General features: G+C 43.9%; 14 protein-coding genes. 12 read left to right on the forward strand and 2 right to left on the reverse strand.

The window, feature by feature from the left end:
* Window positions 1–22: 22 nt before the first annotated feature.
* The 7 genes from glmS to R8695_RS07775 all read left to right on the forward strand — a co-directional run bounded on the left by glmS (window position 23) and on the right by R8695_RS07775 (window position 6,935).
* Window positions 23–1,864 (forward strand): glutamine--fructose-6-phosphate transaminase (isomerizing), encoded by a 1,842-nt coding sequence (gene glmS, locus R8695_RS07745; protein ID WP_154779865.1) that lies wholly within the window; start codon window positions 23–25, stop codon window positions 1,862–1,864.
* 256 nt (window positions 1,865–2,120) lie between these two features.
* Window positions 2,121–2,864, forward strand: a complete 744-nt coding sequence (locus R8695_RS07750; RefSeq protein WP_118508926.1) for a CpsB/CapC family capsule biosynthesis tyrosine phosphatase — start codon at window positions 2,121–2,123, stop codon at window positions 2,862–2,864.
* 6 nt (window positions 2,865–2,870) lie between these two features.
* Entirely contained in the window at window positions 2,871–3,626 is a 756-nt protein-coding gene (locus R8695_RS07755) for a YveK family protein (RefSeq protein ID WP_154779864.1), read from the forward strand.
* A gap of 3 nt (window positions 3,627–3,629) precedes the next feature.
* A complete protein-coding gene (locus R8695_RS07760; RefSeq protein WP_154779863.1) occupies window positions 3,630–4,349 on the forward strand; it encodes a polysaccharide biosynthesis tyrosine autokinase in 720 nt (239 codons plus the stop codon).
* Window positions 4,350–4,361: 12 nt separating this feature from the next.
* Window positions 4,362–5,171, forward strand: a complete 810-nt coding sequence (locus R8695_RS07765) for an immunoglobulin-like domain-containing protein (protein WP_154779862.1) — start codon at window positions 4,362–4,364, stop codon at window positions 5,169–5,171.
* 33 nt (window positions 5,172–5,204) lie between these two features.
* Entirely contained in the window at window positions 5,205–6,746 is a 1,542-nt protein-coding gene (locus tag R8695_RS07770; RefSeq protein WP_154779861.1) for an LCP family protein, read from the forward strand.
* Window positions 6,747–6,809: 63 nt separating this feature from the next.
* Window positions 6,810–6,935, forward strand: a complete 126-nt coding sequence (locus R8695_RS07775) for a hypothetical protein (RefSeq protein WP_279238195.1) — start codon at window positions 6,810–6,812, stop codon at window positions 6,933–6,935.
* A 24-nt stretch (window positions 6,936–6,959) separates the two neighbouring features.
* On the opposite strand, the gene R8695_RS07780 is transcribed toward R8695_RS07775, so the two are convergent.
* A complete protein-coding gene (locus R8695_RS07780; RefSeq protein ID WP_167515449.1) occupies window positions 6,960–7,133 on the reverse strand; it encodes a hypothetical protein in 174 nt (57 codons plus the stop codon).
* A gap of 153 nt (window positions 7,134–7,286) precedes the next feature.
* On the opposite strand from R8695_RS07780, the gene R8695_RS07785 reads away from it, so the two are divergent.
* Window positions 7,287–8,132, forward strand: coding sequence for a S8 family peptidase (locus R8695_RS07785; RefSeq protein WP_118508920.1), 846 nt, complete (start codon window positions 7,287–7,289; stop codon window positions 8,130–8,132).
* A 97-nt stretch (window positions 8,133–8,229) separates the two neighbouring features.
* On the forward strand, window positions 8,230–9,438 hold the full coding sequence (locus R8695_RS07790) for an NADP-dependent isocitrate dehydrogenase (protein ID WP_118508919.1): 1,209 nt from the start codon (window positions 8,230–8,232) through the stop codon (window positions 9,436–9,438).
* Window positions 9,439–9,506: 68 nt separating this feature from the next.
* On the opposite strand, the gene abc-f is transcribed toward R8695_RS07790, so the two are convergent.
* Window positions 9,507–11,417, reverse strand: coding sequence for a ribosomal protection-like ABC-F family protein (abc-f, locus tag R8695_RS07795; RefSeq protein ID WP_154779860.1), 1,911 nt, complete (start codon window positions 11,415–11,417; stop codon window positions 9,507–9,509).
* A 203-nt stretch (window positions 11,418–11,620) separates the two neighbouring features.
* On the opposite strand from abc-f, the gene R8695_RS07800 reads away from it, so the two are divergent.
* From R8695_RS07800 to alr, 3 genes are all read left to right on the forward strand, one after another.
* Window positions 11,621–12,271, forward strand: a complete 651-nt coding sequence (locus R8695_RS07800) for a redox-sensing transcriptional repressor Rex (RefSeq protein ID WP_118508917.1) — start codon at window positions 11,621–11,623, stop codon at window positions 12,269–12,271.
* A 123-nt stretch (window positions 12,272–12,394) separates the two neighbouring features.
* Window positions 12,395–13,939, forward strand: a complete 1,545-nt coding sequence (locus tag R8695_RS07805) for an NAD(P)H-hydrate dehydratase (RefSeq protein WP_243139470.1) — start codon at window positions 12,395–12,397, stop codon at window positions 13,937–13,939.
* Entirely contained in the window at window positions 13,926–15,083 is a 1,158-nt protein-coding gene (gene alr / locus R8695_RS07810) for an alanine racemase (protein WP_118509068.1), read from the forward strand. The genes R8695_RS07805 and alr overlap by 14 nt, the downstream gene beginning before the upstream one ends.
* The last annotated feature ends 69 nt before the right edge of the window (window positions 15,084–15,152 follow it).

The following is a 15,152-nucleotide window of genomic DNA, read 5'->3' on the forward strand; positions in this document are numbered from 1 at the left end:
AAAAATAAGGGAGGATTTGACAATGTGTGGAATTGTTGGATATACCGGTAATCATCAGGCAGCGCCTGTTCTTTTATATGGACTTTCGAAACTGGAATACAGAGGGTATGATTCAGCGGGACTGGCAGTCCGTGACGGTGACGGAGAAACAGATATTATTAAGGCGAAGGGCAGACTGAAAGTTCTTGCAGATAAGACCAATGATGGAGAATCTGTTCCTGGAACCTGTGGAATCGGTCATACCAGATGGGCGACTCATGGAGAACCGTCCGAACTGAATGCACATCCTCATATGAGTGATGATGGGAATGTGGTTGCTGTTCATAACGGCATTATTGAAAACTACCAGGAACTGAAGGAGAAGCTGATCCGTAAGGGATATACATTTTATTCATCTACAGATACAGAGGTGGCAGTGAAACTGGTGGACTATTATTATAAGAAGTATCTGGGCACTCCGGTAGATGCCATCAACCATGCCATAGTACGTATTCGCGGTTCCTATGCACTGGCGATCATGTTTAAGGATTATCCGGGAGAAATCTATGTGGCACGTAAAGACAGCCCGATGATCCTGGGAGTAGAGGATGGAGAATCCTATATTGCATCGGATGTTCCGGCAATCCTGAAATATACCAGAAATGTTTATTATATCGGAAACCTGGAAATGGCCCGTGTGAGAAAGGGAGAGATCACTTTCTATAACCTGGATGGAGATGAAATCCAGAAAGAAGCCAAGACGATCGAATGGGATGCAGAGGCTGCTGAGAAAGCAGGATTTGAGCATTTTATGATCAAAGAGATCCATGAACAGCCGAAAGCTGTAAAGGATACGCTGAATTCCGTGATCAGAGAAGGTGCGATTGACCTGTCAGATGTTGGGCTTACAGATGAAGACATCAGGGATATCAGCCAGATTTATATTGTTGCCTGTGGTTCTGCGTATCATGTAGGCATGGCAGCACAGTATGTATTTGAAGATCTGGCAAGAATTCCGGTGCGTGTAGAGCTGGCATCAGAATTCCGTTACAGAAATCCGATCCTGGATCCTAAAGGACTGGTGATCATTGTAAGTCAGTCCGGCGAGACCGCGGACAGTCTGGCTGCATTAAGAGAGTCTAAGGAAAAGGGACTTCGCACACTGGGAATTGTTAATGTGGTAGGTTCCTCTATTGCAAGAGAGGCAGACAATGTATTCTATACTCTGGCAGGTCCGGAAATCTCCGTAGCTACCACGAAGGCATACAGTACCCAGCTGGTAGCTACCTATGTGCTGGCAATACAGTTTGCCAAAGTAAAAGGAACAATCTCCGAAGAAAAATATGAGGAGCTGATCAGAGAACTGCAGATCCTTCCGGACAAGATCAGAAAGATCATAGAGGATGATAAAGAAAGGATTCAGTGGTTTGCAGCGAAACAGGCCAATGCCAGAGATGCGTTCTTCATAGGAAGGGGAATTGACTATGCCATCAGTATGGAAGGCAGCCTGAAGATGAAGGAAGTCAGCTATGTGCATACAGAAGCATATGCTGCCGGAGAACTGAAACATGGAACCATTTCCCTGATTGAGGATGGAACTCTGGTGATCGGTGTGCTGACCCAGGATCATCTGTATGAGAAAACCGTCTCTAATCTGGTAGAATGCAAGAGCCGTGGGGCATATCTTATGGGACTGACCACATTTGGACACTATAATATAGAAGATACAGCTGATTTCACAGTCTATATTCCGAAGACAGATCCTCATTTCACCACTTCGCTGGCAGTGGTCCCGCTGCAGCTGCTGGGATACTATGTCAGTGTAGCCAAGGGCCTGGATGTAGATAAACCGCGAAATCTGGCGAAAAGTGTTACAGTTGAATAACAGTGAAAAAACAGGCAGGTATGGAAAACCTGCCTGTTTTTGTTTATAACTGAATACCAGGATAAAAAAGCTTTAGAGCGTGTTTGGCAAGTAAGTAATCTTGTAGAATTATCGGGAAAATTGCCATAAATTGAAGGGGAATATCTTGACAATTGTATATAAAAATGTTTTAATCTTAAAGATGGTATGTTAACATAGCTGTCTGAACGAGAAATTCAGCTATGTATAAAGCATAACAAAGGAGGAGTGATAGAATATGTCCAGAGAAGGTATTTATGACATACATTGTCACATAGTACCAGGAGTGGATGATGGTTCAGCTAATTATGAAGAAACAAAGAAGCTGTTGCGTATGGAATATGATCAGGGAGTTCGGAATATCATTGCAACTCCTCATTTCCGGTTTCGAATGTTCGAGACACCTTTGAGTAAGGTCAGAGAACAGTTTAAACTTGTACAGCAGGCGGCAGCAGAAATCGGTGATGATTTTAATATTTATCTTGGATGTGAATTTCATGCCAATATGGAGATGGTTCGGATGCTGCGGGAAGGAGAGATTACTTCGATGGCAGGTTCCAGATACGTTCTGGCAGAATTTGGAGGAAGCTCAGAGGCGTCTTACATAAAGGAACGTCTGTACAGTCTGCTGGCCAGCGGTTATAAACCAATAGCTGCACATATTGAGAGATATGAGGCAACCCGCTCTGATATTGACTTCGTAGAAGAACTGGTAGATATGGGTGCTTATATGCAGATCAACGCAGACAGTATCATAGGTAAAGAAGGATTCGGAACCAAAAGATACTGTAAAAAGCTAATGAAATATGACCTGGTGCATTTTGTAGGGTCAGACTGTCACAATCTGACAAGCCGTGTATCCAGAATCGGTGAAGCTTACAATTACGTATCAAAAAAAATGGATGAAGCATATGCTGACCATTTATTTATAGAAAATCCCCGGAAGATTCTGGCGGATGCGAAAAAAAGGAAGGAAAGATAGAGCAAAATGGAACAACAGAATTTGCAAAACAATGACGAAATTGAAATCGATGTACTGGAGTTATTCCACGTTCTGCTGGACAAGATCTGGGTGATCATTCTTGCCGGTGCAGTGGCTGCTCTTGCGGTTGTTGCAGCAACGATTTTATTCATCACCCCACAGTATCAGTCAACAACCAAAATGTATGTGCTGAGCAAACAGGACAGTAATACTCTGACCAGCCAGGATATGCAGACCAGTTTGTCACTGACGAAAGACTATGCAGAACTGATCAAAAGCCGTACAGTTACAGAAGGAGTTATCACCCAGCTGAATCTTGATATGACACATGAGCAGCTTTTAAGCAAAATGACAGTAGATTCTGCAACAGATACCCGAATCCTTTCAATTTCCGTACGTGATGCAGATCCATATGTGGCATGTGAGATTGCCAATGCGATCCGTGATGTGGCAGCAAACCATATTAAGAATGTAATGGATATTGATGCTGTAAATGTGGTAGAAACTGCCAATATTCCGGAAAACAAGATCAGCCCAAGTGTTAAAAAGAATGGTATGGTAGGAGGCATTGCCGGAGTTGCCATTGCAATAGCGATCATTCTGATCACTTATCTGTCTAATGATACGATCAAGACTCAGGAAGATGTAGAACGATATCTTGGATTAAGTACACTGGGAACGATCCCTATGTCTGAAGCAGATCGCAAAAATAAGAACAAGAAGAAACATAAGAAGCAAAAAAGGAGTAAAGGAAGAAGGTAAATCATGAAAGAAGTCAATATATATCGTCCGGAACTGGATTACAGTGCCAATGAATCTTATAAATCTTTGCGTACGAATCTCCTTTTCTGCGGAGAAGAGAAAAAGGTAATTGCAGTCACGAGTTGTACCCCTAATGAGGGAAAGAGTACAGTTTCTCTGAATCTTGCCCTGTCTCTGGCTGATTCCGGGAAAAAGGTACTGATGATCGATGCGGACCTTCGTAAATCCGTGCTCGTGGGAAGAACAGAAGTAGATGGTGAGGTAAAGGGATTGTCACATCTGCTGTCTCATCAGGAAACCATTGAAAATGTTATTTATTCCACGAATATTCCGAGATTTCATATTATTTATGCCGGAAAGATACCGCCGAACCCTGCCGAACTTCTTGGAGGGGAATACTTTAAACGCGTCCTGACAGCTGTTAAGAAAGTATACGACTATGTGATCGTAGATACTCCGCCGCTGGGAAGTGTAATTGACAGTGCCGTTATTGCCGATGAATGTGATGGTTCTATTATGGTTATGGAGTCAGGAGCAATCAGCTACCGGTTTGCACAGGAAGTAAAGGAACAGCTGTCGAAATGCAACTGCCCGATCCTGGGAGTGATCCTGAATAAAGTAGACATGAGTAAACAGGGACATTATGGACATTATTATGGTAAATACGGTAAATATTACGGTAAATACGGTAAATACGGAAAAGAGAATGAAAAAACTCAGTAAGGAGCAGCTGTTATGGCAAAGAAATGGATTGTAATTATGCTTGTAGCCTGTATTGGACTGGGAGGAGGTCTGGTGTATATCAGACAGGAGTCAGACAGTCAGGCACCGGAGATCAAGTGTACTGATCAGGCAGAAAATGAATATGATCCGTCCATGAGCGATACGGATCTTCTGAAAGGTATGATGGCAACAGATGATAAAGATGGTGATGTTACCTCATCTCTTACTGTAGAATCTGTTTATGAAGTTGATGATTCCAATGTTGTTGTAACATATGTAGCTAAGGACAGCGCTAACAATATTGCGAAGTTTAAACGTGATATGCAGGTGAATCCTGATGAAATGAAAAAGAATACCAATTCACAGAAAACTTCTGACAATGAAGATGGAACTGCTCAGGCAGAGCCAACATCTGTGCCGGTCGAAGATGTGGAGACAGGAGAAGCGCCTTCAGATGCTCAGACTCAGACAGAAGAAGAGAATCTGACACCGACACCTGAACTGACACCAGCTGCATCTGATGAGGCGGCAGCAGCTGCTAAGCAGCAGGAAAGTGCAGCAGATGCCATGCCTGCACAGAATCCAAAGGTATATCTTACAGATTATTATGTGAAAGTACCGGTAGGTACTTCTCTGAATCTGCTTTCTTATGTAAAAGAAATTAAAGATGACAAAGATGATACTTATGAACTGTGGCGCAGGGTACAGATTAATGGTGAGGTGAATACGGCAGCAGCAGGTACATACACATGTACGTTCTGCGTAGTTGATACAGATGGAAATGCATCTAATAATGCAGAACTTACAGTAGTAGTTGAATAAAGATTCATGGATAAGATCCTGAAAGGGTAAAAGATGAGAGTAAAATCAAAGAAACAGGACAGACTGCCAGGAATTATTATTTCTGTGATCATGTTTGTTCTTGAACTTGCATTTATGGTGCTGCTTTTTTATACGAAACTTATTTCAGTAAAGTATATTGGCATTATTGCAGTAGTGCTGCTGATCATGCTGTTGCTCATATATGTGCTGGTAAGAAAAATAAGAAAGAACGTGCGGTTTGCTATTGGTGTTGTACTTGCTATAATAGTTGCGTCGGTTCTTGGAATAGGCAGCTTTTATATTTATAAGACTGTTTCAGCACTGGGGAATATTACCGGTGTGAATAAAGAAACAACTGAAGTAAATGTATATGTAAAACAGGATGATGCAGCACAGAGTCTGTCAGATGCGTCTTCCTATACATTTGGTATTATGGGAGAACTGGACAGGGATAATACAGACAGTGCGCTGGATCAGATTTACAACCAAATCGGAAATGATATACAGATCAATGAGTACGATGGTCTGACCTCACTGGCAGACAGTCTGAATAATGGCACCTGCGGAGCAATTGTGTTGAACAGGGCATATCTGGATGTGCTGGATGAGATGGACAATTACAGTTCATTTTCTTCTCAGATACGTCAGATCGCATCGCTCCAGGTAGAATCTCTGGTACAGAGAAAAGATGCGTCTGCTCAGAACAGCACAGAAACATCAGACAGCAGTGCACAGTCATCAGACCAGAAAACTGCAAATGAAGATGGAGTAACCGATGAGGTTTATACTGTTTACGTAAGCGGAATTGATACAAGAGGGGCAATGACTTCTTCAAGCCGCAGTGACGTTAACATTATTCTTACGATCAATGCCAGAACCAAGCAGATCCTGATGATATCCACACCAAGAGATTATTTTGTACCGTTATCTATTTCCAATGGTGTGCCGGATAAATTAACTCATGCAGGTATTTATGGAGTTAATGTCAGCATGGATACTCTGGATATGCTGTATGACATCAATATTAATTATTATTTCCGTCTGAATTTCGGCGGATTTATCAAGATTATTGATGCTCTGGGCGGTATTACCCTAAATTCTGATTACGATTTTGATTCACAAAATGAAACAGGATATCATTTTAACAAAGGCGAGAATCACGTAAACGGAGAACAGGCACTGGTGTTCAGCCGTGAACGTTATGCGTTTAAAGAAGGGGACCGTCAGAGAGGACGTAACCAGATGGCAGTAATTCAGGGAGTTGTAGATAAAGTAACACAGCCGTCTTTCCTGAAAAATTATCTGTCAGTTATGGACAGCCTGGACGGATGCTTCGAAACCAATATTCCATATGATCTGATCGCTTCTCTGGTTCGTAAGCAGCTGGATGAAGGTGGCAGCTGGCAGGTATTATCCTACAGTGTAAATGGAACAGGAGATACTCAGAAGCCATATTCCATGAGTGCGAAAGCTTATGTCATGGTTCCGGACCAGACAACTGTGGATAAAGCAAAAGTATTAATGAAGAAAGTCAGAGAAGGATTCCAGTTATCTGACGCAGACGTTGCCCGTTAGGGCAGCGTCTTTTTTCTTTAGAGACAAAAGCTCCTGAGGTTGCCGATGCATTTAAGCAGGTCAATGAAGGAAAAATGGACAATTATTGATCCGATCAGTATTGATAAAGAAAACAAAATTATCAAAGTTGCGTTAGAAGATCACTGCTACTTCTCAATTATTTCTGATGAAGTAAAAACAGCTGAATAAGAGTAAATGAAAAAGGCGATGCATTCACACAGAATGCCCACCTTTTTTCTTTGCATTCTTCTCTTTCCACGCCTGTATGAATTCCAGCTGTTCCTGGTCGGAGATCTCCTGTGAGGCGGCGTCGTTGCCGGCGGCTGCACAGCAGAGCAGGATGAAACCCTGCAGTAAAAAGAAGATAAGGATCATCAATGCGATCATATAGGTTTACCTCCCTGTTGAAACGATAGTTCCAGTATGTACAGATCAGAAACACTTTATACAGTTTATGTGAAAAAATACCGGGAGATAACAAAAGATGAAGAACCCGAATAAATTAGAGTAAGAACTTGCTGCTTTTTATCCGGAGGTTTTATGGGAAATTTGTCTGATGCAGAATATACAGGGAAGGGGATCGGTGTCTGTGTTATGGATACAGGCCTGTTTCCTCATATAGACTTTGCAGGGCGGATCTGGGTATTCCGGGATTTCGTGAGAGGGCAGAAACAGCCTTATGATGACAATTCCCACGGTACCCATGTGTGCGGCATTATAGGAGGAGACGGAACAGCATCGAGGGGACGGATCAGGGGAATTGCACCGGGATGCGGATTTATTGCCCTGAAAGTGCTGGATGGGCTTGGAAACGGCAGAAAAGAGGATGTACTGCAGGCTATTGAATGGATATTGAAAAACAGAAAAAAATACGGGATCCGGATTGTTAACATTTCGGTGGGAACAACCTGCAGGACGAAAATGGACCACAAAATCCTGATAGACGGGGTAGAAAAATTATGGGATCAGGGACTGGTGGTAGTAGCAGCAGCGGGAAATCAGGGTCCCAGGCCGGGAAGTGTTACGGCACCGGGAAGCAGCCGTAAGATCATTACCGTAGGATCCAGTGATCTGCTCACAGGCAGATCGGCTATTTCCGGAAGGGGTCCTACGTTTGAATGTGTATGTAAACCTGACCTGGTGGCACCGGGCAGCAAAATACGTGCCTGCGCCCCTGGAGTGGACTTTCCTTATGGGGTCAAAAGCGGCACATCTATGTCTACACCGCTGGTTTCCGGTGCAGCAGCACTGATGCTGGAAAAAAATCCAGCCCTTACAAATCTGGAAATAAAGATGAAGCTGAAAGAAAGCGCCAGGGATATGGGACTGCCCAAGAATCTTCAGGGCTGGGGGGAACTGGATCTGGAGCGTTTTATGAAACTGTGAAAAAATTATCACTTTAATGTGCAAAAGCATTGACGAACCAGAGGATTTCAGATACAATAATATTCAAATGAGCCAATAGCCAAAGAGGAGGACATATATGAAAAAAATTCAGATGCAGACACCACTTGTGGAAATGGACGGAGATGAGATGACCAGAATCCTCTGGAAGATCATTAAAGAGGAACTTCTTCTTCCATATATTGATTTGAACACAGAGTATTATGACCTTGGCCTGGAATACAGAAATGAGACCGATGACCAGGTAACTGTTGATGCAGCAGAGGCTACAAAGAAATACGGGGTAGCTGTTAAATGTGCCACTATTACACCGAATAAGGCAAGAATGGAAGAGTATACCCTAAAGAAAATGTACAAGAGCCCGAATGGTACGATCCGTGCGATCCTGGACGGTACTGTATTCCGTGCTCCTATCGTGGTAAAAGGAATCGAACCATGTGTCAAAAACTGGAAAAAGCCTATCACCATTGCCCGTCATGCATACGGCGATGTGTATAAGAATACAGAGATGTATATCGACGGACCAGGGGATGCCTATCTCTTATTTAAGGGCGAGAACGGAGAAGAAAAGAAAGAACTGATCCATCATTATGACAGTGCCGGGGTTCTTCAGGGAATGCATAATCTGGATGATTCTATTTCCAGTTTCGCAAGATGCTGCTTTAATTATGCACTGGATACGAAGCAGAGCATTTGGTTTGGCGGTAAAGATACTATTTCCAAGATTTATGACGGACGCTTTAAAGAAATTTTTGCAACAATCTATGAAAATGAATTCAAAGAAAAATTTGAAGCAGCAGGAATTGAGTATTTCTACAGCCTGATCGACGATATTGTGGCCCGTGTGATGAAAGCAGAAGGGGGATTTATCTGGGCATGTAAGAATTATGACGGAGATGTTATGAGTGATATGGTTTCCTCTGCATTTGGTTCTCTGGCTATGATGACTTCTGTGCTGGTATCACCCCAGGGTTATTATGAATATGAGGCAGCTCATGGAACGGTACAGAGACATTACTATCGTCATCTGAAAGGTGAGGAGACATCCACAAACTCTGTTGCGACGATCTTCGCATGGACAGGTGCTCTCAGAAAACGTGGAGAACTGGACGGAAACAGGGAACTGATGGAATTCGCAGATAAGCTTGAGAAAGCAACATTAAGTACCATTGAAGAGGGAAAGATGACCAAGGATCTGGCACTGATCACCACTTTGAAGGATGTAACCGTGTTAAACAGTGAGCAGTTTATCCTGGCTATCAGAGAGAAACTGGATACACTGCTGTAAGTTGTTTGGACAGACATTTCACTAATAAAATAAAAAAGTAAAAAGAAAAAATGGGAAGAACCTGCATATTATGCAAGTTCTTCCCATTTTTCATACAAAGTTTCCAGTTCTTCTATAACAGCAGCTTTTTCTTTGCTGAGTTTGGCACATTCAGCAACATTGGTGCAGATATCAGGAAGAACCATGGTCTCATCAATTTCTTTGTCCCTGGTTTCCAGTTCTTCGATGCGGGCTTCGATTTTTTTTAATTCATTTTCCCGTTTACGCTGACGGGCCTGTTCCTCTTTCTGCTGCTGCCAGGACAGCTTATTATCAGATGCCTGCTTTGCCTCTGCCACAGCCTGGGCTGCTGCCGGAGCATATTTCTCTGTAAGTTCTTCTTTCTTCTCCAGGTAATAATCATAGTCACCTATGTAATTTACAATGGCCTGGTTGGTCAGATCCAGAATACGGGTTGCGGTCTGATTGATGAAGTAACGGTCATGGGAAACATACAATACAGTGCCTGTATAGCTGTTCAGGGCTTCTTCCAGGATTTCTTTGGAAGCGATATCCAGGTGGTTGGTAGGCTCATCCAGAATCAGGAAGTTGGCTTCCGAAAGCATCAGCTTCGCCAGTGATACGCGGCCTCGTTCACCACCGGACAATGCAGAGATCAGTTTGAAGACGTCGTCGCCTGTAAACAGGAAAGCTGCCAGCATGTTTCGGATTTCAGTTTCTGTAAGAGTAGGATAGGTATCGGCAATTTCCTGGAAAATGGTCTTTTCCATGTGCAGGACGTGATGTTCCTGGTCATAATAACCGATCTGTACTTTGGAACCAAGGGAAAATCTGCCGGAGTCTGCATTTATCAGACCATTGATGATCTTCAGCATAGTGGTTTTTCCGGTACCGTTATTTCCAATCAGCGCTACCCGTTCACCACGTTTGATCTCGAAAGAAATATTGGAGAAAAGGGTCTGTCCCGGGAAAGATTTGGAAAGTTCTTCTACATTAAGAACATCATTTCCGCTGACGTATCTGGGCTCTAAGGAGATACGCATCTGATTCTGGATCTCCTGGGGCTTCTCAATACGCTGGATCTTATCCAGCATTTTTTCACGGCTCTCAGCACGTTTGATGGATTTCTCACGGTTAAAGGATTTCAGCTTGGTAATTACGGCTTCCTGATGTTTGATCTCCCGCTGCTGATTCAGGTAAGCCTTGTACTGGGCATCACGAAGCTGGGCTTTTTTCAAGGCATAGGCAGAATAATTGCCGCTGTACATGCGCATGGTACCGGTCTCGATCTCCACGACTTTTGTTACAACTTTGTCCAGAAAATAACGATCGTGGGAAACGATAAATACAGCTCCCGGGTAGTTGAGCAGATAGGTTTCAAGCCAGGAAATACTCTCCATGTCCAGATGGTTGGTAGGCTCATCCAGGAGAAGGATATCCGGGCTGGAAAGCAAAAGTTTGCCCAGCGCTACACGGGTTTTCTGGCCGCCGGAAAGAGTTTCGATCTGGCGTGGAAAATCTTCTTCTGTGAAGCCGAGGCCTTTTAATACTCCCATAATCTCACTTTTATAAGCATATCCGTTTTCCAGTTCAAACTGATGGCTGAGTCTGGTGTAGGTATTCATCAGGCTGTCCAGAGCCTCGCCTGTGGCTGATTTCATTTCCTGTTCCATGCTGCGCAGACGATTCTCCATGTCGATGATGTGCTGCTTGGTGGAGATCAGCTCCTCGTAGATAGTATGGTGGCCGTGGATATCCTGATACTGGGCAAGATACCCGATATTTTTATCTTTGGCGAGTACCACATTGCCGGAATCAGGGGAAAGCTCGTGCATGATAATACGGAGCAGGGTAGTTTTACCGGCTCCGTTATTGCCGATGAGTGCGGCTTTTTCTCTGTCTTCTATATGGAAACTGGCATCCTGAAGGATCACCTTTTCGCCAAAGGATTTGCAGATGTTCTGACATGATAAGATCATACAAATTCCTCCGATATAGTAATTATTTTTCTTGAAATATTGCGAACCGCATACCATTATAACGGAATCCGGAGGCTTTTAAAAGCATAAATCGAAAATTCATAAAAAATATATGCAGGAATTGTTTAAAAGGTACAAAATCAATTTGACAATAAAATAACATTTCGGTATAATTGACATAGATAAATAAGGAGGGAAAATTTGTGGAAGCTAAGGAGATTTCAAAAGCGGTCATCAAACGTCTGCCTCGCTATTACCGTTATCTTGGTGAATTGATGGAAGAGAATGTAGAGAGAATTTCTTCCAATGATCTCAGTAAGAAAATGCATGTGACAGCTTCCCAGATTCGTCAGGATTTAAATAATTTCGGCGGTTTTGGTCAGCAGGGTTATGGTTATAATGTACGTTATTTATATACGGAAATCGGTAAGATACTGGGTCTGGACACAGTGCATCCTATGATTATCCTGGGTGCGGGTAATTTGGGACAGGCACTGGCGAATTATGTAGATTTTGAGAAACGGGGATTTAAACTGGTTGGTATTTTTGATGTAAATCCTGTACTGGAAGGAATTGCAGTACGCGGGATTGAGGTTCAGATGCTCAGTGACCTGCCTTTGTTTCTGAAGGAGAATGAGGTAGAAATTGCGGTGCTCACTCTTCCGAAGAACAAAGCAAAGGAAATGGCGAAGATCCTCATTGAAAACGGTATTAAAGCAATCTGGAATTTCGCACATATTGATTTGGATGCACCAGAGGACGTTATGGTAGAGAATGTACATCTGTCTGAGAGCCTTATGACCTTGTCCTACAATCTCAGCGAGTATCGAAAAGAGCATGAAGCTATGGAATAATTGGTGCTGAGAACGAAGTGAACAGTAACACAATGACAGCGAAGAAGCTGTGATCTTATCCGATCACAGCTTTTCTTTTGGTGAAAAAGGGTGTATACTTACATATAAATTGGGGTTTATGCAATGAGAGGTGAGAAAATGAGGGAGATCGTAACTGCCTGTGAAATGAAAGCACTGGATCGAAATACCATCGAAACAGCAGGAATCCCGTCACTGGTGCTGATGGAAAGAGCTGCATTAAAGACTGCAGAAGAGCTCAGAAAGCGGCTGAAAAATGGAAGCAGGGAAAGAATCCTGGTAGTTTGCGGAAGCGGAAATAATGGTGGAGACGGGCTGGCAATTGCCAGGCTTCTGCATCTGGCCGGGATAGAAACCTGTTTTTATCTGGCGGGAAAAGAAGAGCGGATGACAGAAGAAACGAAATGTCAGTTAAAGGCAGCCAGATACTATGGTGTTTTACAGGAGCATAACTTAAGAACTGATGAATATACTACTATAGTAGATGCCATCTTCGGGGTTGGGTTGGCCCGTCCTGTGGAAGGCAGCTATGCCCGGCTGATCCGGGAACTGAACGAGGCAGATGCATTTAAAGTGGCTGTAGATATTCCCTCCGGTGTCAATGCAGATACCGGATTTGAGATGGGAACTGCATTTCGGGCAGATCTTACGGTAACCTTTGCATTCCGGAAAAGAGGTTTATGTTTTTATCCGGGACGTATGCTGGGAGGAGAGATCATTACTGCAGATATCGGAATCTATCCGGAGCCGAAACAGAAACTGCAGGTACATTATCTGGGAAAAGAGGATCTGTCTTTGATGCCGCCCAGACTGCCTTATGGAAATAAGGGGACTTTTGGCAAGGTCCTTCTGGTAGTGGGATCACCGGAGATGTGCGGCGCTGCTTATTTAAGTGCTGCAGCGGCATTTAAATGTTCGGCGGGAATGGTGAAGATCCAGACTGTGGAGGAGAATCGAATCTCTCTGCAGACTTTGCTCCCGGAGGCGATGGTATCCTGCGAGTTTAATGAAGAGCAGAACAGACAGATGCTGAACTGGTGTGATGTTCTGGTGATCGGTCCCGGACTTGGAGTATCCGGCCGGAGCAGAGAACGCGCACAGTGGTTTTTATCCCATGCAGCAGAATGCGGCAGACCGGTGATCCTGGATGCAGACGGCCTGAATCTTCTCTCAGTCCATGATGAATGGAAGAAATATCTGGGTGAGAATGTGATCCTGACTCCTCATATCGGGGAAATGAGCCGCCTGAATAAAACAATGATCAGTGATATCCAGGATGCATTGATGGAAACCGCATATGAATATGCAAAAGAAACAGGTACTGTCTGTGTTCTGAAGGATGCCTGTACAGTAACTGCCGGGCCTTCAGGGGAAACCTATCTGAACCTGTCCGGGAATGCCGGGCTTGCCACTGCAGGAAGCGGCGATGTGTTAAGCGGTGTGCTGGCGGGAGTGCTTTGCATGTATCTCTCAGCAGAGAAAAAGATTCCTCCGGTACAGCTTGCAGCGCTGGGAGTTTTTGTTCACGGACTTGCAGGAGACAGGGCAGCAGAAGTATGTGGAAAAAGAGGAATGACCGCAAGGGACATTATCCGGTTTTTACCGGAAATACTGAGAATAAAGGACGACATGGATGATGGAAAAATGTAACAGAGTGAAAGCAGTGATTTCCTTGGATGCAGTGGAACATAATTTCCACGAGATGAGAAAGAACATTGCGCAGGATACAAAAATGATCGCGGTAGTCAAAGCGAATGCCTATGGACATGGGGCTGTTCAGATCGCTCATCTGATCCAGAATTATGATTATATATGGGGATTTGCCACAGCTACTGCAGAAGAGGCACTTGCTCTTCGAAAAGCAGGTGTGATGAAACCGATCCTGATCCTGGGAATTGTGTTTGATGAATATTATCCGGAGCTTGTGAGAAATCATATACGTCCTGCAGTCTGCGAATATGAGGAAGCCAGAAAGCTTTCCGCAGAGGCTGTCAGTCAGGGAGAAACAGTACATATTCACATCGCACTGGATACGGGAATGACCAGGATTGGTTTTGCGGATATACCGGAGAGCGTGGAAGAGATCAGAAAGATCGCTGCACTTCCGAATCTGGAGATTGAGGGAATGTTTACTCATTTTGCAAGGGCTGATGAATACGACAGAAGTCCTGCCATGGTGCAGCTGGAACGATATCAGGAATTTTCCGGACGTGTGGCAGAAGCGGGAGTGGAGATCCCTTTACATCACTGTTCCAACAGTGCAGGGATCATTCGTGTGCCTGAAGCGAATCTGAGCATTGTCCGGGCGGGAATTACCATCTATGGTATTTATCCGTCTGCCCAGGTTGAGACAGATATCGTAAGGCTGGATCCGGTAATGGAGCTGAAGAGCCATGTAACTTATGTGAAAGACGTGGAACCTGGAACTGCCATCAGCTACGGCGGTACTTTCGCAGCAGACAGGAAACTTCGTGTTGCAACTGTTCCGGTAGGATATGCAGATGGTTATCCGAGACAGCTTTCCAATAAGGGATGGGTACTGATCCATGGACAGAAAGCACCGATCCTGGGAAGAATCTGTATGGACCAGTTTATGGTGGATGTGACAGATATTCCGGATGTGTGCAAGGGAGATGAGGTTACCCTGATCGGAAGAGACGGGGATGAGTTTATCAGTATGGATGAGATGGGAGAACTTTCCGGGCGTTTCTCTTATGAGTTTGCCTGTGATATCAGCACCAGGGTTCCGCGGATCTATATAAAAGACGGCAGAGAAACCGAAGAGTACAGCTAAAAACAGCAATATTTTAACCACGCATGTATACACAAGAAAAAGATGGAAATACTTATCTTAAAACAAGGC

The organism is Blautia luti (genome assembly GCF_033096465.1).
Classification (GTDB): Bacteria; Bacillota; Clostridia; order Lachnospirales; family Lachnospiraceae; genus Blautia_A; species Blautia_A luti.

Bases quoted from the DNA above. Each gene is read 5' to 3' on its own strand.
- R8695_RS07785 (WP_118508920.1), top strand. From the start codon at position 7,287: ATGGGAAATTTGTCTGATGCAGAATATACAGGGAAGGGGATCGGTGTC.
- abc-f (WP_154779860.1), bottom strand. From the start codon at position 11,417: ATGATCTTATCATGTCAGAACATCTGCAAATCCTTTGGCGAAAAGGTG.
- R8695_RS07755 (WP_154779864.1), top strand. From the start codon at position 2,871: ATGGAACAACAGAATTTGCAAAACAATGACGAAATTGAAATCGATGTA.
- R8695_RS07765 (WP_154779862.1), top strand. From the start codon at position 4,362: ATGGCAAAGAAATGGATTGTAATTATGCTTGTAGCCTGTATTGGACTG.
- R8695_RS07770 (WP_154779861.1), top strand. From the start codon at position 5,205: ATGAGAGTAAAATCAAAGAAACAGGACAGACTGCCAGGAATTATTATT.
- alr (WP_118509068.1), top strand. From the start codon at position 13,926: ATGGAAAAATGTAACAGAGTGAAAGCAGTGATTTCCTTGGATGCAGTG.
- R8695_RS07750 (WP_118508926.1), top strand. From the start codon at position 2,121: ATGTCCAGAGAAGGTATTTATGACATACATTGTCACATAGTACCAGGA.
- R8695_RS07805 (WP_243139470.1), top strand. From the start codon at position 12,395: ATGAGAGGTGAGAAAATGAGGGAGATCGTAACTGCCTGTGAAATGAAA.
- R8695_RS07760 (WP_154779863.1), top strand. From the start codon at position 3,630: ATGAAAGAAGTCAATATATATCGTCCGGAACTGGATTACAGTGCCAAT.
- R8695_RS07780 (WP_167515449.1), bottom strand. From the start codon at position 7,133: ATGATCGCATTGATGATCCTTATCTTCTTTTTACTGCAGGGTTTCATC.
- R8695_RS07790 (WP_118508919.1), top strand. From the start codon at position 8,230: ATGAAAAAAATTCAGATGCAGACACCACTTGTGGAAATGGACGGAGAT.
- glmS (WP_154779865.1), top strand. From the start codon at position 23: ATGTGTGGAATTGTTGGATATACCGGTAATCATCAGGCAGCGCCTGTT.
- R8695_RS07775 (WP_279238195.1), top strand. From the start codon at position 6,810: ATGAAGGAAAAATGGACAATTATTGATCCGATCAGTATTGATAAAGAA.